The organism is uncultured Bradyrhizobium sp. (assembly GCF_947648125.1).
Classification (GTDB): domain Bacteria; phylum Pseudomonadota; class Alphaproteobacteria; order Rhizobiales; family Xanthobacteraceae; genus Bradyrhizobium.
The window spans coordinates 101,117-120,250 of sequence record NZ_CANSMR010000004.1; the positions used below are offsets into that span (position 1 = coordinate 101,117).

Sequence of the window (19,134 nt, forward strand, 5' to 3'; positions counted from 1 at the left end):
ACTTGGGCGAGGTTCCGCGGTTGGCTCCCTGACAGTTTCAGGGAGCAGTCATGATGGACAAGGATCGGATTTTCGGAACGGCGAAGGAATTCGCGGGCAAGGCCGAAGGCGCCCTGGGCGATGCGACCGGCGACGCGCAGACCCAGGCCTCGGGCCGCGCGCGCGAAGCCGCAGGCGCAGTGCAGGATCTCTACGGCCAGGCCAAGGATGCCGCGCGCGACGCCGCCGACACTGCGGTCAACTACGCCAAGGATACGTTCAAGGATGCCTATGAGAATCGCGGCGAGACGATCCGCGACGGGCAGAAGGCGATGGCGAGATCAGTGCAGGACAATCCGCTCGGCGCCCTTCTGATCGCCGGCGGTATCGGCTTTGCGCTCGCGCTCCTGATGACGCGCCAGCCGCGCCGTCCGCCGTCACGCTGGCGGTACTACGGTTGAGCCTCACTCACCGTCATTGCGAGGAGCGAAGCGACGAAGCAATCCATCCATCCGTCCGCGTCTGCGGATCGATGGATTGCTTCGCGGAGCCTGTCGTCCGGCGGCGCTTCGCGCCGACCGGATGGCTCGCACTGACGTGGATGTAGCTTCAATTCGACGAGAAGGCGCGCCGCCTACTGCCAGGGATTCCCCGGCCCAGCGGCCCGCTGTCCGACATTGCGCGGCGGCCGCGGCGGCGGGGCGACCAGCGGGCGCTGCTGCGGCGCGCCGAAACCGAAGAAGTCACGCAGCCAGGGCTGAGTCTGCTGTTGTGGCTGCTGCTGGGTTTGGGCCGGACGGAACACGCGCTTTGCCGGCTTCGGCGCGGTGATGATCGAGCCGTCGGGCGCGATCGCTGTGGTCGAGGGCGGCGGATTCGCAGGGCCCCCCGTCGGGGCGGCCGGCATGGTCGCGGCAACCGGCACGTCACCCTTGGCCTGCTCGCGCCCCATTTCGCGGCGCGGCCAGGCGAAATCATCGGCGCGGCCGGCCGGCGGCGCCAGCGCCTCGCCCTTCACCAGCGTGCGCGCGGCGAGTGCATCGACCGCGGCGGGCCGCGAGCCGGGGCCGCCGAGCAACTGATCGGTGCCGACCGTGGAGGCGACCAACGGCAGCACGGGGCCTGCCAGCGGCCGCGGCGCGGGCTTGCCGGGCTCGGTGCTGGTCTCGGGCGTCGCCGGTTCGCTCGGCAGCGCGATCGGACCGGTGCGCACCGCGAGCAGGCGGGTCACCTCGCGCTCGACATAGTGCGCGAGCTTGCGCGCGCCGGCCTTGGTGAAGAACACGCCGTCATCGGAGCGCAGCTTGCGCGGCTGGCCTTCGAAGTCCGGGCCCTTCTGCATGAAGCGGCCGGCCTCGTCGACAAAGCCGTCCCAGACGTCGACATAGGTGATGCCGGCCTTGCCGGCGCCGTCGCGATAGAGCGCGTCGAGGAACAGCATGTCCGACGTGCCCTTCTGGCCGCGGATCGCGGGCAGGCCGACCCACAGCACCGGCACGCCCTTGCTCTTCAGCACGTTGATCAGCTCCTCGATCTTCTTGCCGTAGAGCTCGACCCAGCGGTCGTCGCGGAAATCATAGAGGCCGTTGGGCGAGCGCGCGGTCTTTTCCGGCGCGGCCTGCGAGTCGGTGTCGGCGTCGTCGGCCGGCAGCTCGGCGTCGGCCGGCTTGTTGTCGGCCTTGGTATCAGCCTTGGCATCGGTCTTGCCGTCAGTCTTGGCAGCGGCATCGGGTTTGTCGCCGGGCTTGGCGTCCGGCTTGGCGCGCGCGTCCTTTTTCTCGTCCTTCTTGTCGACCTTCTTCTCCGCGACCGGCTCGCGGATCGCGGTGCGGTCGTTGAGGCCGAGCATCACGACGATCGCGTCGGGGTTTTCGGTGGCGAGAATGCCCTTGGCGGCCGCAGCCCAGTCCGCCGGGTCGCCCTTGGGCTGATAGCGGATCAGGCCGGAGACCGTCTTGTGCTTGCGGATCACGCCCATGTCGGGCTGGTCGGAATAGGCATCTTCCAGGCCGTAGGCGAGCCAGTCGGCCATCGCGTCGCCGATCACCAGCACGTTGCGCTCGGCCGCGGCTTCGCGCTTGGCCGGCGGCGGCGCCCGCGAGAAATCCTCGCGCGGCCGCTGCGGCTGTGATTGCGGCTGCTGCTGCTGGAACGGCGCGAAGAAATCGCCCCCGAACCAGCCGCCACCGCCGCCGTGCTGCGGCGGAGCGCGGCGCTGCGGTTGCGGCGGTCCGCCACCGAAGCCGGGGAAGCCGAAGAACTGCGCCGAGGCGGGCTGCGCGATGCCGATCAACAGCGCAAGCGCCACCGTCAGCGCGACCAGCGGGCCGGCTTCGGTGAATAGGCGCAGGAAGGATTTCGGCTTCGCCATCGAGTTCGTCGCAATGATCAGGAAGTACGTGAGCATATTAGCGGAATCGGGCCGCAAGCGGGCAGCTTTTCCACCATAAATCGGGTGCCTCCGGCCGCCGTCAAGGCACCGGGCAAATATCGGATTTCACGGTTACTTTCGGGGGAGGACCTCTCAGGTCGCCACGCGGGAACTGCGCTCCCTCTCCCGCTTGCGGGGGAGGGTTGGGGTGGGGGTGTTGCCGCGATGGGGCTGGTCATTGTGCGGAGAGAGCCCCCACCCGGATTGCATCTCCGATGCAATCCGACCTCCCCCGCAAGCGGGAGAGGTGGACGAGGTCGTGGCCTCAGCCCTACCGTCCCCGCAGCCGCTCCAGCACCTCGGCGGTGGCAAAACCGTCGGCGGGTGCGCCAATCGAGACCTGGAAGCCGCGCAGCGCCTCGCGGGTCTGGCCGCCGAACTGGCCGTCGGGCGTGCCCTTGTAAAAACCGCGCTGGGCGAGCAGCTGCTGCAGTTCCAGCCGCTCGGCGCGTGACAGCACCCGTTCCTGGCGCGGCCAGGGCTGCACGAAGGGCTGGCCGCCGCGCAGGCGATCGGCGAAATGGCCGATGGCGAGCGCATAGGCCTCGGCCGGGTTGTACTTCATGATCACCCGGAAATTCTGCAGCATCAGGAAGCCCGGACCTTCGGCACCGGCGGGCGCCAGCAGATAGGCCTTGTCGGATGGCCGCGGGAACGCCTGGCCGTTCGGCCGCTTGACGCCGAGTTGCTCCCACTGTGACAGCGGCATCGCCTTGGCGCGGTCGGCCAGCATGTAGTTCAGGCCCTGCGGCAGCACGACCTCGTAACCCCAGCTCGCGCCGGTCTGCCAGCCGTCCTTCTTCAGATTGTTGGCGGTGGACGCGATCAGGTCGCTTGGATCGTCGACGACGTCGCGGCGGCCGTCGCCATCGCCGTCGACCGCGTAGCGCTTGAACGCGGTCGGCATGAACTGGGTCGGGCCGAACGCGCCGGCCCAGGAGCCGCGCATCTGCTCGGGCCTGAGATCGCCGCGGTTGAGAATCTCCAGCGCCGACAGGAATTCGTCCTTGAAATAGGCTTGGCGGCGACCGATGCAGGCGAGCGTCGCGGTCGACTGCACCACGCTGCGATCGCCCATTTGGGTCGAATAGTTCGACTCGATGCCCCAGATCGCCGCGATGATGTAGCGATCGACGCCATACGCCTTCTCGGTCGCGTCGAACTGCGGCTTGTATTTCGCAAGGATCTCGCGGCCCTTGGCGAGCCTGGCGTCGCTGACGAGGATGTCGAGATAGTCCCAGATCGCCTTGGTGAATTCCGGCTGCGAATCCAGCAGATCCATGATGCGCAGGTCGGGCTGCAGGCCCGCGGTGAAGCGCTCGAAATTCTGCTGGGTGATGTTGCGCCGCGCGGCATCCGGCCACATCGCCGCGACGCAATTGGGGAAGTCGGATGCGGCCTGGCGGATTGCGGCTGCCGTCATCAGCGGATGGCCGGAGGCGCCGTCTTCCCCGCTCCAGGGCGGCGCTGCGCCGTCCTGTCCGGTCGCGGCCTGCGGCGGCGTCGCGGCGTTCGGGGAGAAGATGCTGTCGATCAGGTTGGTCAGGCCGTTGCCGGCCGATTGAGCCGGCGTGGCGCCTGGCAGCAGCAGGGCCAGCGCGATCAGGCTCGCGCTGAAAAGCCTGGTCCTTGGTGTTCCGGTCGCGCGCATTCGTCGTGTGCCTGTCAAAATCGTGCCGCCTCAGAAGGCCCCGTCACGGTTTCCAATAGCTTAACAAAGCGCAGCATTTGGGGCGTGACGAAATCGCGCGCGATGGTTTGACCGGCACAAATTGTCCGCCGTCGTCAATCCGCCTTGGACTGTTCCCTGAGACCGGCCAAGACAGCTTCGGCGTTCTCAAAACAGTCGCCGCCCGGCGGCGTGGCTTCGATCCGGGCGATCACGGCTTCCAGCCCGGCCTGGGTTTCAGCCAGTCGATGCCGCAGGGCTGCGACCTCGACCACCTTGGCCTTGAGCGCGGCCACCAGCGTGTCGCGGCTCCAGTCTCCCTTGCCGTGTGGCGGCAGCAGGTTCCGGATCTCGTCGAGCGAAAATCCGGCCTGCTGGGCCATCACGATGATCTCGAGGACCTGCCTGGTTCCGCGCGAATACTGCCGGTAGCCATTCAAGCCGCGATCGATCGACCCGATCAGGCCCTCGCGCTCATAGAAGCGGATGCGCGATGGCGCCAGGCCAGACTCCCGAGCCAGTTCCCCGATCTTCATTGCGGCGCTCCTTCGGGCTGCTTGACCTTAAAGTTTACTTTAAGGTTAGGGTGCCCGCAGATCAACACGGAACTCGATAAGGAAGCTTGGCTCATGTCGCCGTTCGAATCCCTCAACCTGCCCAACGGAAGCAGCGTTCCCAACCGCGTCGCCAAGGCGGCGATGGAGGAGAACATGGCCGACGCCGGGCACCTCCCGTCGGCCGAGCTGCTGCGCCTTTATCAGGCCTGGGCCGACGGCGGCGCCGGCCTCATCATCACCGGCAATGTCATGATCGATCGCCGCGCGATGACCAGTCCGGGCGGCGTCGTGCTGGAGGACGGCACGCCGCTTGAATCCTTCCGCAACTGGGCGCGGATTGGCCGGGCCAAGGGCGCGCAAATCTGGCTGCAGCTCAGTCATCCGGGGCGGCAGATGATGAAAAACATGGGCCAGCCAACCCTGGCGCCATCGGCGGTGGCGCTCGATCTCGGCAAGCATTCGAACCTGTTCGCGATGCCCAAGGCAATGACCAAGCACGACATCGACGAGGTGATCGCGCGCTTCGTCACGGCCACGAAGCTCGCAGAGCAGGCCGGCTTCTCCGGCGTGCAGATCCATGCCGCGCACGGTTACCTGATCAGCCAGTTCCTGTCGCCCTTGAGCAACCGGCGCACCGACCGCTGGGGCGGCTCGCTGCAAAATCGGGCGCGTCTTTTGATCGAAACCGTCAAGGCCGTCCGCGCCGCGGTGTCGCCGGGCTTCTCCGTTGCGGTCAAACTGAACTCGGCTGATTTCCAGCGCGGCGGCTTCGATGCAACCGACGCGAAGACGGTCGTCGAGATGCTGAATGAATTGCCGGTGGATCTGGTGGAACTGTCGGGTGGCAGCTACGAGGCGCCGGCGATGCAAGGCGATGCGCGCGATGGCCGCACGCTGGCGCGCGAGGCCTATTTCCTCGATTTCGCGCGCGACATCGCCGGGGTCGCAAGGATGCCGGTCATGGTCACCGGCGGCATTCGCCGCATCGGCATCGTGCAACAGGTGCTCGACAGCGGCGTCGCCATTGCAGGTATCGCCACCGCGCTTGCCGTCAGGCCGGATTTGCCAAATGCGTGGCGCGGCGGCGAGGATCTGCGGCCAGAAGTCGCGCCCATCAGCTGGAAGAGCAAGCCGATGGCCTCGCTTGCCGCCATGGCCGTCGTGAAATTCCAGCTGCGGCGGTTGAGCCGAGGCCGCGCGGCCAATCCGAACGTTTCGCCGCTGAAGGCATTGGTTCTCGCGCAATTGCGCACGGCGTCGCTCACTCGCAAATATCGCCGCTGGATCGCGTCATCTGCCAACGCGACGGCCGCGTCTCACGGCACGTCAGCGCGGTCGCGCGCCAATGTGCGGGCCGTCGGGATGCCTCGGTAAACCATACGCATGGGCGGAAAAGGACGGATCCGTGCGCATCACACATCCGCCTTTGTTCTCGGCTGCAAAACGGGTACCAAGGAGCGATTGCATTTCGCGCCGTCCCACCCGTTTCAAGGCTCCCGATAATCCCATGAAGATCCGCAAAGCCGTATTTCCCGTCGCCGGTCTCGGCACCCGCGTGCTGCCCGCCACCAAGGCGATGCCGAAGGAGATGCTGACGATCGTCGACAAGCCCCTGATCCAGTACGTGGTCGATGAGGCCCGTGAAGCCGGCATCGAGCACTTCGTGTTCGTCACCGGCCGCAACAAGGGCGTCATCGAGGATCATTTCGACCGCATGTTCGAGCTCGACACCACGCTCGCGCAACGTGGCAAGAAGACCGAGCAGGAGATCCTGGCGCAGAACCAGCCGGAAGCCGGCGCGATGAGCTTCACCCGGCAGCAATCGCCGCTCGGGCTCGGCCACGCGGTGTGGTGCGCGCGCGACATCGTCGGCAACGAGCCGTTCGCGGTGGTGCTGCCGGACGAGCTGGTGCTGAATACGCCGGGCTGCCTGAAGCAGATGATCGACGCCGCCAACAAGCTTGGTGAGAAGTCGAACGTGATCGCGGTCGAAGCCGTGCCGGACGAACTCACCCATCAATACGGCATTTGCGGCGTTGGAAAACGCACCGGCAACATCTTCGAGGTCGACGGCATGGTCGAGAAGCCGCCGAAGGGCACCGCTCCGTCGAACCTGTCGATCACCGGCCGCTATATCCTGCAGCCGGAGATCTTCAACATCCTGGCCACGCAGGAGCGCGGCGCCGGCGGCGAGATTCAGCTGACCGACGCCATGATCGGGCTTGCCAAGACGCAGAAGTTCTACGGCGTCGAGTTCGAGGGCGAGCGCCACGATTGCGGCTCCAAACCCGGCTTCCTCCGCGCCAACATCGCCTTCGGCCTCAAGCGCCCCGAACTGCGCGACGGCCTGATCGCCGAGATGAAGAAGTATCTGGAGAAATAGGGGGCTCCAGTTCGCGCTACGCGCGGCGAGAAGCAAGACTCGGACGGTTCATGTCGCGGGAATGCGAAGCTACGTCCCCACGCACGTCTGTCATCGCCCGCGAAAGCGGGCGATCCAGTACGCCGCGGCTTCTCGATTCAAGCGCCGGCGTCTCTGGAATACTGGATCGCCCGGTCGAGCCGGGCGATGACATTGCGCCAGAACCATCCACGATGTCGTCCCGGCGAAGGCCGGGACCCATAACCACCGAAGTTCATTGTTGCGCGACGCTGGAACGACGAGTCCCATTCACGACACCCGCCGCGGAGTATGGGTCCCTGCTTTCGCGGGGACGACAGCTGTAAGCGTGGCGCTCCTGGTGCATCAAACACGGACGGCATTGTCTCCACTGCACAGTCGAGATCACGCCACCTTGCGCCGTCCCGCACGCTTCGTGTCCTTGGCACCATCCTGCTTCGGCGCACGCAATTCCCGGGCGGCGAGGCTCACCACTTCGGCGATCTGCTGCAGCTGCGCGGCGAGCGGGCTGGTTTTGCGCCAGACCATGCCGATGGTGCGCGACGGCTGCGGGTTCTTGAAGCGCGAGACCGTGACGGGTGCAGAGCGCGTCTCGACCGTCACAGCCATCTCGGGGATCAGGGTGACGCCGATGCCGGCGCCGACCATCTGCACCAATGTCGACAGCGAGCTCGCATCCAGCACCTCGCGCGGCGGCGACGACGATTGCATGTTGCAGAACGAAAGCGCCTGGTCGCGGAAGCAATGGCCTTCCTCGAGCAGCAACAGCCGCATCTCGCGCAGCATCTCGGCGCTCGGTACCGGTGTCTTGGCGTCCTCGCCGGGCCGCACCAGTAGGAAATTCTCGGAGAACAGCACGACCTCGGTCAGCGACGGTTCATGCACCGGCAGCGCCACGATCGCGGTGTCGAGCCGGCCCTCGGCGACTGCCTTGATCAGCTTCGGCGTCAGCGTCTCGCGGACATGGATGTCGAGCTCGGGATGCAGCCGCGCCAGGGTCTCGATCACCCGCGGCAGCAGATATGGCGCAATGGTCGGGATCATTCCGACGCGTAGCCGGCCGGCGAGCTTGTCGCGCGAGGCGCGCGCGAAGTCGCCGAGCTCGTCGACCGAGCGCAGGATGTCGCGCACGCGATGCAGCAGGTCCTCGCCGAAGGTCGTCAGGGTGACCTGCCGGGCATTGCGTTCGATCAGCACGCCGCCGACCGCTCGTTCCAACTCGCGGATCTGCATCGACAGCGCCGGCTGCGACACCGCGCAGGCATCCGCGGCGCGCCCGAAATGCCCGTGCTGGGCCAGCGCATCGAAATACCTCAGTTGCCGGAGTGTGACATTTATCATCAGATTATCTTATCGGCGCGATCACTAAAGTCAATTTCACCTGATGGATTGGGACGCGTAGAATCGTTCTTGGAAGAGCTCCAGCGCATTCCAGAATCCATCACCTCGGAGAAGAAACATGGACGCAAAAACCGACGACGGCGCGGGCAAATGCCCATTCACGGGCGGGCCCCGCGGGCACGCGAATCGCGACTGGTGGCCGGAGACGCTCGACGTTCAGGTGCTGCATCACAATTCCAGCCTGTCCGATCCAATGGGCAAGGGCTTCGACTACGCCAAGGAATTCAAGTCGCTCGATCTCAACGCCGTGATCAAGGACCTCACGGCCCTGATGACGACATCGCAAGAATGGTGGCCGGCCGACTTCGGCCACTACGGCGGCCTGATGATCCGCATGGCCTGGCACTCGGCGGGCACCTATCGCATCACCGACGGCCGCGGCGGCGCCGGTGCTGGTCAGCAGCGTTTCGCCCCGCTCAACAGCTGGCCTGACAACGCCAACCTCGACAAGGCGCGCCGGCTGCTGTGGCCGATCAAGCAGAAATACGGCCGCAAGATCTCCTGGGCCGACCTGATGGTCCTCGCCGGCAACGTCGCGCTGGAATCGATGGGCTTCAAGACCTTCGGTTTTGCGGGTGGCCGCGCCGACGTGTGGGAGCCGGAAGAGCTGTACTGGGGTCCGGAAGGCACCTGGCTCGGCGACGAGCGCTACAGCGGCGAGCGCCAGCTCTCCGAGCCGCTCGGCGCGGTGCAGATGGGCCTGATCTACGTCAACCCGGAAGGCCCGAACGGCAATCCGGACCCGGTCGCCGCCGCGAAGGACATCCGCGAGACGTTCTTCCGCATGGCGATGAACGACGAGGAGACGGTTGCGCTGATCGCCGGTGGCCACACCTTCGGCAAGACCCACGGTGCGGGCGATCCGTCGTTGATCGGTCCGGAGCCGGAAGGTGGCGCGATCGAGGAACAGGGTCTCGGCTGGAAGAGCAAGTTCGGCACCGGCGTCGGCGCTGACGCGATCACCGGCGGTCCCGAGGTCACCTGGACCCAGACCCCGACCAAGTGGAGCAACCACTTCTTCGAGAACCTGTTCAAGTACGAATGGGAGCTGACGAAGAGCCCAGCGGGTGCGAAGCAGTGGAAGGCAAAGGGCGCGGACGCCGTCATTCCGGACGCGTTCGATTCGTCGAAGAAGCATGTCCCGACAATGCTGACGACCGACCTGTCGCTGCGCTATGACCCGGCCTATGAGAAGATCTCGCGCCGGTTCTATGAGCATCCGGATCAGTTCGCGGACGCCTTCGCCCGCGCCTGGTTCAAGCTCACGCACCGCGACATGGGCCCGATCCAGCGCTATCTCGGCCCGCTGGTGCCGAAGGAGACGCTGATCTGGCAGGATCCGGTGCCGGCGCTCGATCACGCCGTGATCGACGACAAGGATATCGAGGCGCTCAAGGCGAAAATCCTCGCCTCGGGTCTCTCGGTGTCCGAACTGGTATCGACCGCGTGGGCCTCGGCCTCCACGTTCCGCGGCTCCGACAAGCGCGGTGGCGCCAACGGCGCGCGCATCCGCCTTGCTCCGCAGAAGGACTGGGATGTCAACGAGCCGGCCCAGCTCAAGGGTGTGCTGGCCAAACTCGAAGCCATCCAGAAGGAGTTCGGCAAGAAGGTCTCGCTGGCCGATCTCATCGTGCTCGGCGGCGCGGCTGCGATCGAGAAGGCGGCAAAGGACGGCGGCACCAACGTGAAGGTTCCCTTCACGCCGGGCCGCACCGATGCGACGCAGGACCAGACCGACGTCGAATCGTTCGCTCCGCTCGAGCCGCGGGCTGACGGCTTCCGAAACTATGTCGGCGGCAAGCACCAGTTCCTGCAGCCCGAGGAGGCATTGGTCGACCGTGCGCAGCTCCTGCGGCTGACCGGACCGGAATTGACGGTCCTCGTCGGCGGCCTGCGCGTGCTCGGCGCCAATGCCAAGAAGTCGAAGCACGGCGTCTTCACCGGCAAGCCGGGGACGCTGACCAACGACTTCTTCCTCAACCTGCTCGATATGGGCACGGTGTGGAGCGATGCCGGCCAGGGCGTCTATGAGGGCCGCGACCGCAAGACCAAGGCGGTGAAGTGGACCGGCACCCGCGTCGACCTGATCTTCGGCTCGCACTCGCAGCTGCGCGCGTTCGCCGAGGTCTACGGCTCGTCGGATGCCAAGGAGCAGTTTGTGAACGACTTCGTCGCGGCCTGGGCCAAGGTGATGAACGCCGATCGCTTCGATCTCGTGAAGTAAGCGGCCGGTACGTCACGGCAATCAGGGCAGGGCGGCGCTTCGGCGCCGCCCTGTTTCATTTGGGGGATGCCATTGGAAGAGATAAGGCTTTCCGCGTCTTGCTTAGTCGTGCAGCTTCATGTCCCGGATCATCTCCTCGAACTCCGCCTGCGTCGGAATCGCCTCTGGCGATGGCGCCGCGCTGCTCGTCACGATGGGCGCATCGCACTGTGAGGCCCCGCGCGAAGGCCCGAAGATCGCGGTCAGGCTCGCCCCGCACACCAACAGAGCCACGATCCAGTCCAGTACATTGGATGCCGTCATTGCAGCACCAGCATCAGCATTTCCATGCGCCGATGGTGCAGCCGACGCGACGCTTGCGCAATTCGGAAGCTACGAAACGTGACTTCGGCGTAGCCGAGCGGAGTGCCGAAGGCTGGACGCTATCCGGTCCGCGCGCGGCGCCCCTCGATCGGATAGGCCGGATCGTTGAAGCCCGGCGTCGAGGGATGGCCGGCGACGACGAGGCGGTCGATCAGGGCTTCGTCCTCGGCGGTGAAGCGGTAATCGAGCGCGCGGATGTAATCGTCCCACTGCGCTTCGGTGCGCGGGCCAGCAATGACCGCGCTGACGAACGAGGAGTTCAACACCCAGGACACAGCGAACTGCCCGGCGGTGATGCCGCGGCTCTCGGCATGGTGCTTGATCTGCTGCGCGAGCCGCAGCGATTCCGGCCGCCACTCGGTCTGCATCATGCGCTTGTCGTTGCGGCCGGCGCGAGTGTCGGCGGGCGGCGCGGCATCGGGCGCGTATTTGCCGGTCAGCACGCCGCGCGCCAACGGGCTATAGGGCACGATGCCGAGGCCGTAATAGGCGCAGGCCGGGAAATGCTCGACCTCCGGCATCCGGTTCATCGCATTGTAATAGGGCTGACTCGCGACCGGACGGTCGATGCCGAGCCGGTCGCAGATGTTGCAGATCTCGGCGACGCGCCAGGCGCGGTAGTTGGAGACGCCGAAATAGCGCACCTTGCCGGCGCGGATCAGGTCGCCCATCGCGCGCACGGTCTCGTCGAGCGGCGTTGTGTGGTCTTCCTTGTGCAGATAGTAAACGTCGATGTAGTCGGTGCCGAGCCGCCTCAAACTTTCGTCGGCGGCCTGGAACACCCATCGCCGCGACAGCCCGCCATGGTTCGGATCGTCGCCGATCGGGTTGGCGAGCTTGGTCGCGAGCACCCAGTTCGACCGGCTGTTGGAGATCGCGCGTCCGACGACCTCCTCGGACTTGCCGCCATTATAGGCGTCGGCACTGTCAATGAAATTGATGCCGGCCTCGCGCGCCTTCGCCACGATCCGCGACGAGGTCGCCTCATCGGTCGGCCCGCCGAACATCATGGTGCCGAGGCAGATCGGCGAGACCTTCAGGCCGCTGCGGCCGAGCTGGCGGTATTGCATCGATCGTTCCTCCGGAATGACGGGGATCAGCTCTCGTTCTTCAAGATCTTGAACACGCCGTTGGCCATCGCGACACAGCGCTTGTCGACGGTCACCTCGGCCGTGATGAAGATCAGGCTGCGGGTCGAGCGCACCACCCGCGGCCGCGTGGTCAGGATCTCGCCGATCTTGCCGGCCTCGACGAAATGGGTGTCGAGCTGCACCGTCGCAAGCGTCGGCCTGCCCGAGACGAAGCGCGCGGCCATGCCGCAGGCGCGGTCGGCGAAGGTCATGATCACGCCGCCCTGCACGAGGCCGCGGCGATTGTGGTGCTTGTCCTCGGTGATCAGCGCGAGCTCGAGCGCGCCGTCCTTCAACCGCTCCCACAACGGGCCGATCAGCGTCAGGAAACCCGTGGTGTCGGCGATCTTCCAGCCGTCGGATTTGAGTTTGTCCGCGGCCTTGGCCGTCATGAGGAGGGATCCCTTGCTTGCAGATGATTGATCGCAGGAGGCATGTCGTTCCGCTCATTTCATCAATCGCTGTTGTGTTGTAGTCAAGCTCAATGGCCCGCACATTTGACGATGCCACCCGGCGGAATATCGCAGAGCTCTGTGCCGCGTTCGCGCGCCTGGCGCCAGTGGACGCGGCGCCGACGCTGAAGCGCGCGGCGGTCGCGATCGCGCTGACCGAAGGCGAAGACAACAGCAGCACGGCCTTCCTGCTGACCCGCCGCAGCGCGCGCCTGCGCGCCCACAGCGCGCAATGGGCGCTGCCGGGCGGGCGCTGCGATGCCGGCGAGACCCAGCCGCAAGCCGCGCTGCGCGAACTGCACGAGGAGCTGGGGCTCGCGCTATCCGAACGCGACGTGCTCGGCATGCTCGACGATTATCCGACGCGGTCCGGCTATCTGATCACGCCGGTCGTGGTCTGGGCCGGTGCGCATGCGGCGCTCGCGCCGAATCCGGACGAGGTTGCTTCCGTCCATCGCATCGGTCTCGATGCGGTCGAGCCCGACAATGCATTCACCTTCGTCACGATCCCGGAGAGCTCGCGGCGCGTGATCCGCTTCCGGCTCGGCGGCCAGCAAATCCATGCGCCGACGGCCGCGCTGATCTATCAGTTCCGTGAGGTGCTCGCCGGTCGCAACACCCGCGTCGCCGATCTCGAGCAGCCGGTGTTCGCATGGAAGTAGGCCGCAACGATGCGGCTATTTGTGTCGGCGTTTGCGGGCGTTCATCTTCATGACCTTGCCTTGCGCAGCGGGCGGATGCGTTATGCTCTCGGGTTCCGGCGGCGCCCGCGACACATTCTCGTGACAAGAGAACCGTGAACGCGTGTCCGGAAACGATCCGCAATCCGGACGCCCGGCGCGCGCAGGTGCGGCGAGCGTTAACGCGCCGGCGGCGGCGAGCCAGAGTGCCATCCTCATCGCGATCTCCAAGGCCTTCCTCGCGAAAGGTTTTCATCGGAGAACACCGCATTGTGGCGAAAATTCTGGAGCTGATCGCGGCATCCGGCCGCTTGCGCTCCGGACATTTCCGGGCTGACTTCGCGGCAGCGCTTGCTACAACGAGGCCATGCGCCCGCAATTGATTCGCCTCGTTCCTGGATTTGTCGCGCTCGCGCTCGCCGCCAGCGCGCCATCGGTATTGGCCGGCGAGGCCGATGCGTTGCCGCCGTCCGTCGCCAATGCGATGGCGCAGGCCTCGCCGCAGGCGATCATGGAATATCGCCGCAAGCTGCAGGAATATCAGGAGGCGCGCGACGCCTTCGAGCAGGACGCCAGCGCCTATTGGAGCGCGATCGCCGACAAGCGGCGTGGCCGCAACGCCAAGCGCCGCGACCGCGTGCAGATATCGCTGGACGATTACGTGCTGCAGCAGCCGCCGGTCTATGAGGGCCCGAAGCGGCCGGTCAACCCGGCGCCGGAAGAAGAGGGCGGCAAGCCGCCGCGTCCGCCCAAAACGATCCCCGTGGTCTCGGATCTCGTCAGGGCGGCGGCCGAACAATTCCAGTTCACGCCGCAGCGCCCGGCGAGCGAGGTGGAGTTCAAGCGCGCCTATGCCCGCTACGCGCGCGCCGCAGGGCTGACGCCGGAGCAGGCGGTGCGGGTCTATTCGTTCGAGACCGGCGGCACCGGCAATTACGACGTGCAGGCGGGCATCGAGCATGGCGGCAAGCGCGCCATCTCCACCGCGATGGGCTACAACCAGCTGCTCACCACCAACACCGTCGAGCTCCTGGCCGAGCAGGGCCATGAATTCGTGCGGGATCTGACCGCGCGGGTGGCCGCGACGCAGGGTCCGGCGCGCAAGGCCATGGAGCACAAGCTCGCGGTGCTGAAGAAGATGGTCGCGTTCACGCTGACCGTGCCCGACGACTGGTCGGCGCATCAGCGCCTGGCCGACACGCCGCAGGGCTGGGCGTGTCACGCCATGGTGCTCGATGTCGATATTGGCCCGATGCTGCAGACCCACAAGCTGCTGACCTCGGTGATCTTCGCCCGCAACAAGGGCTACACGAGACCGCTGACCGCGGCCGAACTCGAGATGATGAACCTGACCGGCGACGGCACCGGGCTCGACATGGTGACCATGCCGCAGGCGATGCGCGAGCAGGTGCCGACCTCGAACTTCTTCCAGCGCTCGGGCTATGAGCGCAATCCGGTCGCGATCCGTCACAACACCGTGGCCAAGCTGCTCGCTGTCACCAACGAGCGGATGGATTCCAACAGCAACAAGCCCGGCGCGAGGGAATTGGCCGCGGCGTTCTGAGGTCTGCCGAAGCTCTCGACCCTTCTCTTGACGCGGTTTCTTCACGCGAACCGGCGTCCACGTCGCTCGAAAACGCTCTAATTCGAGCCGAACATGAACTTGCCGTCGCCCTCGAGATAGGGCCCGGAGCGCATGTAGAGCTGGCCGTTGTGGCCGATGAAGAACAGCGTCCCCTTCGGCACCTTCTTGGCGCCCTTCAGCAGCGTGTTGGCATTGTTGGTCCCCATCTTGTAGGCCCAGGTCTTGCCGTCCTTGTCATAGGCGTAGCCCATGTCGGTCTTCAGCTCCCAGGGCGCAGCCTCTTGCGCGAATGCACAAGTGGTCAGTGCAGCAAGGGTCGCGGTCGCGATAAAAGTCTTGGTCAAAAAATGCGTCATGATCCACCTCCGGCCGAAAAAAAACGGCGTCGTCCCCACGTTTTTTGAACAAATCACGAACGGCATTCGCGCGTCAATACGACAATCGGCGCGACCGCCCACACGCGCCAGCGACTTTGTGATTTCCTGCATCAAGCTTGGCGACTATTTTCGCGTTACCGTTTACAAACGCTTCGATTGCCGGAAACACTACCTGGGGATGATCGGGATGAGCCACGTCATGAAGATCGGTATCGGTGTCGCTCTGTCGTTCATGGCGCTGGCGTCAGTCGCGCAGGCTGACGAGTTCAAGCTCTCCAACAACCAGCGGATCTCCTGCAGCCGAGGCCTGTCGGCCGGCAAGCTCAACACGGCGACATGCAAGTCCTACGCCTATCTGTTCAACGCCAAGACCTCTGAATACTTCCGCTGTCAGGTCTCGCTGGCGCTGACGCGGGACAACAAGGAGGTCATCAACGTCCAGGCCGACGGTGGCTGCACCAAGAAGCCGCGCATCTTCGAGACCGACGGCAATTACACCTTCGACGCCACCGAGACCGAGCCGCCGAACACCAATTCGTTCTTTGGAACGGGCGGCTATGCGATCTGGGCCAGTGATACCAACACCCAGAAGATCCGCGGCTGCATCACCATCTCGTCCGGTCTCGGCTCCGACATCTCGAAATGCCTCGACATGACGTTTCAGTGACGGCTGTGCGGGCGGCGTGATGCGCAAGCTGCGCCCGGCCCCGCTGTGCCGCTCCTGGCTGTTTCTCGAAGGCGCCAACGAGGCGGTCCTGCAGAGCGCAGCCGCCAGCGGCGCCGACGTGCTGATCCACGAGCTCGAGGACTTCACCCCGCCGCCGCTGCGCCCGAAGGCGCGGGCGCTGGCGGTCGAGCTCTACGCGGCCTGGCGCGACCAGGGCGGGGTGGTCGCGGTCCGCGTCAATCCGCTGGAGCAGGACGGCATGGACGATCTTGCCGCGGTGATGCGCGGCCATCCTGATATCGTCGCGCTGCCGAAGGTCGCCGAGCCGCACCATGTCGTCAAGCTCGACGAGGCGGTGACACGGTTCGAGCGCGACTACGGCATCGCCGAGGGATCGACGTCGCTGTTGCCGAACATCGAGTTCGCGCGCGGCCTGGTGCAGACCGGCGCGATCGCTGTGGCGAGCCGGCGCACCGTCGGCTGCCTGATGGCTTCCGAAGATCTCGCCGCCGATCTTGGCGCCGAGCGCGGCAGCGATGGCCTGGAGCTCGCTTACGCGCGGCAGCGCTTCATCGTCGAATGTCGCGCCGCCAATGTCGTCGCGGTCGACTGTCCCTACACCTGGAGCGACGCTGCAGGCGTCGAACGCGATACGATCTGGGCGCGACGGCTGGGTTACACCGCAAAGAGCCTGGTCGATCCCGCGCATGCCGCCATCGTCAACGGCGTGCTCACGCCGAGCGAGGACGAGTTGTGTCAGGCGGGCAGGATCGTAGCTGCCTTCGAAGCGGCGCGGGCACAGGGCCTTGGGCGCGTCGAACTTGACGGCGCGCTGCTGGAAGTCCCGACCTATTCCAACGCAAAGCGCCTGATCGCGCGCGGCGAAGCGCTACGCGCGATCGATCACAACGCTCGAGCCTGACCGAAGGCCATGCCTTAGGACGCCGGCTGTTTCTCCGAGAAGTGCATGCGCGAGCGGGCGAACTTCTTGACGCCCATCGGCTTGCCGAACAGGTAGCCCTGGACCTGATCGAAATCCATCTCGTGCGCGGCGAGAAAGTCCGCGCGCGTCTCGACTCCCTGCGCAATAACCTGCGCGCCGGCGTCGTGCGCGAGCTCGACGATACGCCGGCACACCGTCTGCTTCAGGCGCTGATCCGCACAACCGGTGACGTATTGATGGTCGACCTTCAGCTGGACGAACGGAAAGTTCGGCAATCCCAGCAGGGATGGCCAGTTCGCGCCGACATTGTCGATCGAGATGCCGATATTATGCAGGCGAACGCGCCGGGCGACATCGATAGCCAAATCGAGATTGTCGACCAGCTCGGCGCTGTCGATCTCGATCAGCAGGCCGGCGAAGGCGGCATGATCCGGAATCCGGTAGCAAAGCTCGCGCACTGCGTGATCGTCGGCGAGAAACGAGATCGGCAGGTTGATCGAGAGATCGACCGGTCCGATCTGTTCGAGGAGATAGCGCCAGTCTTCGATCGCGCGCTCGATCACGAACTCGGACAGCGCATGAAAATGCGGATCGCTTTCGTCGGGGATGAAGTAGGCTGGCGGCACGACGCCCCATGCGGGATGGCGCATCCGGATCAGCGCCTCGGCACCGCTCGGAACCAATGTCCGGAGATGAATTTTCTGCTGATACCACAGCTCAAGCCAGCCGGCCTTCAGCGCTTCGGGCACATCCACTGCCGGGCTCGGTGCGGGCTCGAGCGGCATCAGTGACGCAAGACTGTCACGAAGCGTTCCGGCGCTGAACGGGGTGGTGAGGGCCGGCAGCATGGCGATGCCGTACTCATCGCCGATCTGCCGGACCGCCTTGACGATGATCGAGTCCGGCTGGCCGATGACGAGGACCTTGCCGCCGTAGTCCTTTCTCACCAAAGTCTCGAGAATTTTACTGACTTCGATGCCGTCCACGGACACGCCGAGCACCAGAAGATCGGGCCGTTCCGCGTCGAGGACGGTGTCGAGTTCCAAAGCCTGGCTGCATTCACTGGTGATGAAGCCGAGATCTTCCAGCGCCTCTGCGAGGAAGGTCCGAAGGTGCTTTTTGCTGTCCGCAATGCATGCGCGTGGGGTCAGCTTGCGATGTCCGAACCAGCCGGCTCGCGTTTGTCCGATGTGACTGATGTGGTTCATGCCCCGCCTTACCCGTAATTACCCCGGCTTGACTCGTACATCCAAGAGCGGCGGCAATCATGGAAATTTCTGGTTCATACATTGATTGGCTCGATAACCTTAAAGGACTCAATTCGAATCAAATTACGCTGGAATCGCTGCGTCTCACCGCCGTTACACGCGCAACAAATGCGTCATCTGACGTTCATGAGGGCAATCGTGTCGGAGTTTGCAGGGCGCCGGAAACGTTGCGCGCGTGTGTCATCGCGAGACGATGTTAATGACTGTGGTGTCGGGTCGATGCAGAAGCGGAACTGCACCATTGTCGGACATCGGATCGGGTTGCCGCCGAGCACCAGCGGCGAATCAGATCATCCGTTCTGCGGCGCCAATGCGGTCGTGTGTGCTGTCGTCGTTGCCGTTCGCAGTGTCTCCGGCATCAACGCGCAGTAGCCGATCAGCCCGGCACAAGCGACGGCCGCGAGGAACAGAAATGCGGCGCTGTAACCGGCGTGGACGATGATGAAGCCGCCACAACAAAGATCGGCTTGCGGTCCCAGACGTCGGCCTTGCGTCCGACCAGCATCGCGACCGGCACCATCACCAGTTGCGCCGCGATGATGCAGACCGACATCAGCGACGTCCCGAGGTTGCGATTGACGAACGCGAGCTTCTGCCCGACCGGTGGCAGCATCGCCACATCGCAAAATGACAGATCACGGTCGCGACCGCGAAGACCTGCAGCGGCTTACAGGTCAGCAGCTCGCGAAAGCCGGATGGCCGGTCATGTAACGTGCCATGCTCCCGGCGATGGCGGCGATCGACATCACCGACCCGATCGAGGCCTCGTCCCACCTCCGTTCGGTCAGGAGGTAGATCGCAAGATAAGGGCCGAGCCCGTCCCGCACGTCGGCGAGGAAGAAGTTCAACGCATCAAGCGCGCGCTCAACGGGCTTCCCGGACGGCTGCAAGTGATACCTCGCGGCGAGATTGCGCACCTCAACCCGCTCGCCGGCACAGGGTTCCTGCGCAGGTAAAGTGGTGCTGCCATCGGGGGTTTCGGCCCTGCATGCGTCATTTGGATGGGT

Annotated in this window: 17 protein-coding genes and 1 pseudogene; 8 read left to right on the forward strand and 10 right to left on the reverse strand. The window is 65.3% G+C overall.

Annotated elements, in window-relative coordinates; genetic code table 11:
• Nucleotides 1–53: 53 nt before the first annotated feature.
• A complete protein-coding gene (locus Q0030_RS09935; RefSeq protein WP_298366595.1) occupies nt 54–440 on the forward strand; it encodes a CsbD family protein in 387 nt (128 codons plus the stop codon).
• A gap of 173 nt (nt 441–613) precedes the next feature.
• Here the strand turns inward: Q0030_RS09935 and Q0030_RS09940 are convergent, their stop codons facing one another.
• The 3 genes from Q0030_RS09940 to Q0030_RS40570 all read right to left on the reverse strand — a co-directional run bounded on the left by Q0030_RS09940 (nt 614) and on the right by Q0030_RS40570 (nt 4,615).
• Complete coding sequence (locus tag Q0030_RS09940) at nt 614–2,350, reverse strand: DUF459 domain-containing protein (protein ID WP_298366597.1); 1,737 nt, start codon at nt 2,348–2,350, stop codon at nt 614–616.
• A 331-nt stretch (nt 2,351–2,681) separates the two neighbouring features.
• A complete protein-coding gene (locus Q0030_RS09945) occupies nt 2,682–4,061 on the reverse strand; it encodes a lytic murein transglycosylase (RefSeq protein ID WP_298365998.1) in 1,380 nt (459 codons plus the stop codon).
• Between the two features lie 134 nt (nt 4,062–4,195).
• The gene (locus Q0030_RS40570) at nt 4,196–4,615 is read right to left on the reverse strand and encodes a MerR family transcriptional regulator (protein WP_363323438.1); all 420 of its coding nucleotides are present in this window, start codon (nt 4,613–4,615) and stop codon (nt 4,196–4,198) included.
• 93 nt (nt 4,616–4,708) lie between these two features.
• Between Q0030_RS40570 and Q0030_RS09950 the strand changes: the two genes are divergently transcribed.
• Both Q0030_RS09950 and galU read left to right on the forward strand, forming a co-directional pair.
• On the forward strand, nt 4,709–6,010 hold the full coding sequence (locus tag Q0030_RS09950; RefSeq protein WP_363323439.1) for an NADH:flavin oxidoreductase/NADH oxidase family protein: 1,302 nt from the start codon (nt 4,709–4,711) through the stop codon (nt 6,008–6,010).
• A gap of 133 nt (nt 6,011–6,143) precedes the next feature.
• Nucleotides 6,144–7,019: a UTP--glucose-1-phosphate uridylyltransferase GalU gene (gene galU / locus Q0030_RS09955; RefSeq protein WP_298366003.1), complete on the forward strand. Its 876-nt coding sequence runs from the start codon at nt 6,144–6,146 to the stop codon at nt 7,017–7,019.
• 402 nt (nt 7,020–7,421) lie between these two features.
• Here the strand turns inward: galU and Q0030_RS09960 are convergent, their stop codons facing one another.
• Nucleotides 7,422–8,378 (reverse strand): LysR substrate-binding domain-containing protein, encoded by a 957-nt coding sequence (locus tag Q0030_RS09960; protein ID WP_298366006.1) that lies wholly within the window; start codon nt 8,376–8,378, stop codon nt 7,422–7,424.
• Between the two features lie 118 nt (nt 8,379–8,496).
• Between Q0030_RS09960 and katG the strand changes: the two genes are divergently transcribed.
• Nucleotides 8,497–10,662, forward strand: a complete 2,166-nt coding sequence (gene katG / locus Q0030_RS09965; RefSeq protein WP_298366008.1) for a catalase/peroxidase HPI — start codon at nt 8,497–8,499, stop codon at nt 10,660–10,662.
• A gap of 102 nt (nt 10,663–10,764) precedes the next feature.
• Here katG and Q0030_RS09970 read toward each other — a convergent pair whose 3' ends face one another.
• The 3 genes from Q0030_RS09970 to Q0030_RS09980 all read right to left on the reverse strand — a co-directional run bounded on the left by Q0030_RS09970 (nt 10,765) and on the right by Q0030_RS09980 (nt 12,547).
• Complete coding sequence (locus Q0030_RS09970; protein ID WP_298366011.1) at nt 10,765–10,965, reverse strand: hypothetical protein; 201 nt, start codon at nt 10,963–10,965, stop codon at nt 10,765–10,767.
• Nucleotides 10,966–11,084: 119 nt separating this feature from the next.
• Entirely contained in the window at nt 11,085–12,095 is a 1,011-nt protein-coding gene (locus Q0030_RS09975) for an aldo/keto reductase (RefSeq protein ID WP_298366013.1), read from the reverse strand.
• Between the two features lie 26 nt (nt 12,096–12,121).
• The gene (locus tag Q0030_RS09980; RefSeq protein WP_298366016.1) at nt 12,122–12,547 is read right to left on the reverse strand and encodes a PaaI family thioesterase; all 426 of its coding nucleotides are present in this window, start codon (nt 12,545–12,547) and stop codon (nt 12,122–12,124) included.
• A gap of 92 nt (nt 12,548–12,639) precedes the next feature.
• Between Q0030_RS09980 and Q0030_RS09985 the strand changes: the two genes are divergently transcribed.
• Both Q0030_RS09985 and Q0030_RS09990 read left to right on the forward strand, forming a co-directional pair.
• Complete coding sequence (locus tag Q0030_RS09985; RefSeq protein WP_298366018.1) at nt 12,640–13,269, forward strand: CoA pyrophosphatase; 630 nt, start codon at nt 12,640–12,642, stop codon at nt 13,267–13,269.
• Between the two features lie 385 nt (nt 13,270–13,654).
• Nucleotides 13,655–14,851, forward strand: coding sequence for a hypothetical protein (locus Q0030_RS09990; protein ID WP_298366020.1), 1,197 nt, complete (start codon nt 13,655–13,657; stop codon nt 14,849–14,851).
• 77 nt (nt 14,852–14,928) lie between these two features.
• Here the strand turns inward: Q0030_RS09990 and Q0030_RS09995 are convergent, their stop codons facing one another.
• Nucleotides 14,929–15,228, reverse strand: coding sequence for a hypothetical protein (locus tag Q0030_RS09995; RefSeq protein WP_298366021.1), 300 nt, complete (start codon nt 15,226–15,228; stop codon nt 14,929–14,931).
• Nucleotides 15,229–15,436: 208 nt separating this feature from the next.
• Here Q0030_RS09995 and Q0030_RS10000 point away from each other — a divergent pair, with 208 nt between their 5' ends.
• Together Q0030_RS10000 and Q0030_RS10005 are read left to right on the forward strand one after the other, a co-directional pair.
• A complete protein-coding gene (locus Q0030_RS10000) occupies nt 15,437–15,916 on the forward strand; it encodes a hypothetical protein (protein ID WP_298366024.1) in 480 nt (159 codons plus the stop codon).
• A 19-nt stretch (nt 15,917–15,935) separates the two neighbouring features.
• The gene (locus tag Q0030_RS10005) at nt 15,936–16,838 is read left to right on the forward strand and encodes a CoA ester lyase (RefSeq protein WP_298366026.1); all 903 of its coding nucleotides are present in this window, start codon (nt 15,936–15,938) and stop codon (nt 16,836–16,838) included.
• 14 nt (nt 16,839–16,852) lie between these two features.
• Here the strand turns inward: Q0030_RS10005 and Q0030_RS10010 are convergent, their stop codons facing one another.
• Complete coding sequence (locus Q0030_RS10010) at nt 16,853–18,067, reverse strand: EAL domain-containing response regulator (protein WP_298366029.1); 1,215 nt, start codon at nt 18,065–18,067, stop codon at nt 16,853–16,855.
• Between the two features lie 350 nt (nt 18,068–18,417).
• Nucleotides 18,418–19,017, reverse strand: a pseudogene (locus tag Q0030_RS10015) (hypothetical protein).
• Nucleotides 19,018–19,134: the final 117 nt, after the last annotated feature.

Excerpts from the sequence above, each read along its gene's own strand:
- Q0030_RS09935 (WP_298366595.1), top strand. The coding sequence starts at position 54 with ATGGACAAGGATCGGATTTTCGGAACGGCGAAGGAATTCGCGGGCAAG.
- Q0030_RS09940 (WP_298366597.1), bottom strand. The coding sequence starts at position 2,350 with ATGGCGAAGCCGAAATCCTTCCTGCGCCTATTCACCGAAGCCGGCCCG.
- Q0030_RS09945 (WP_298365998.1), bottom strand. The coding sequence starts at position 4,061 with ATGCGCGCGACCGGAACACCAAGGACCAGGCTTTTCAGCGCGAGCCTG.
- Q0030_RS40570 (WP_363323438.1), bottom strand. The coding sequence starts at position 4,615 with ATGAAGATCGGGGAACTGGCTCGGGAGTCTGGCCTGGCGCCATCGCGC.
- Q0030_RS09950 (WP_363323439.1), top strand. The coding sequence starts at position 4,709 with ATGTCGCCGTTCGAATCCCTCAACCTGCCCAACGGAAGCAGCGTTCCC.
- galU (WP_298366003.1), top strand. The coding sequence starts at position 6,144 with ATGAAGATCCGCAAAGCCGTATTTCCCGTCGCCGGTCTCGGCACCCGC.
- Q0030_RS09960 (WP_298366006.1), bottom strand. The coding sequence starts at position 8,378 with ATGATAAATGTCACACTCCGGCAACTGAGGTATTTCGATGCGCTGGCC.
- katG (WP_298366008.1), top strand. The coding sequence starts at position 8,497 with ATGGACGCAAAAACCGACGACGGCGCGGGCAAATGCCCATTCACGGGC.
- Q0030_RS09970 (WP_298366011.1), bottom strand. The coding sequence starts at position 10,965 with ATGACGGCATCCAATGTACTGGACTGGATCGTGGCTCTGTTGGTGTGC.
- Q0030_RS09975 (WP_298366013.1), bottom strand. The coding sequence starts at position 12,095 with ATGCAATACCGCCAGCTCGGCCGCAGCGGCCTGAAGGTCTCGCCGATC.
- Q0030_RS09980 (WP_298366016.1), bottom strand. The coding sequence starts at position 12,547 with ATGACGGCCAAGGCCGCGGACAAACTCAAATCCGACGGCTGGAAGATC.
- Q0030_RS09985 (WP_298366018.1), top strand. The coding sequence starts at position 12,640 with ATGGCCCGCACATTTGACGATGCCACCCGGCGGAATATCGCAGAGCTC.
- Q0030_RS09990 (WP_298366020.1), top strand. The coding sequence starts at position 13,655 with ATGCGCCCGCAATTGATTCGCCTCGTTCCTGGATTTGTCGCGCTCGCG.
- Q0030_RS09995 (WP_298366021.1), bottom strand. The coding sequence starts at position 15,228 with ATGACGCATTTTTTGACCAAGACTTTTATCGCGACCGCGACCCTTGCT.
- Q0030_RS10000 (WP_298366024.1), top strand. The coding sequence starts at position 15,437 with ATGAGCCACGTCATGAAGATCGGTATCGGTGTCGCTCTGTCGTTCATG.
- Q0030_RS10005 (WP_298366026.1), top strand. The coding sequence starts at position 15,936 with ATGCGCAAGCTGCGCCCGGCCCCGCTGTGCCGCTCCTGGCTGTTTCTC.
- Q0030_RS10010 (WP_298366029.1), bottom strand. The coding sequence starts at position 18,067 with ATGAACCACATCAGTCACATCGGACAAACGCGAGCCGGCTGGTTCGGA.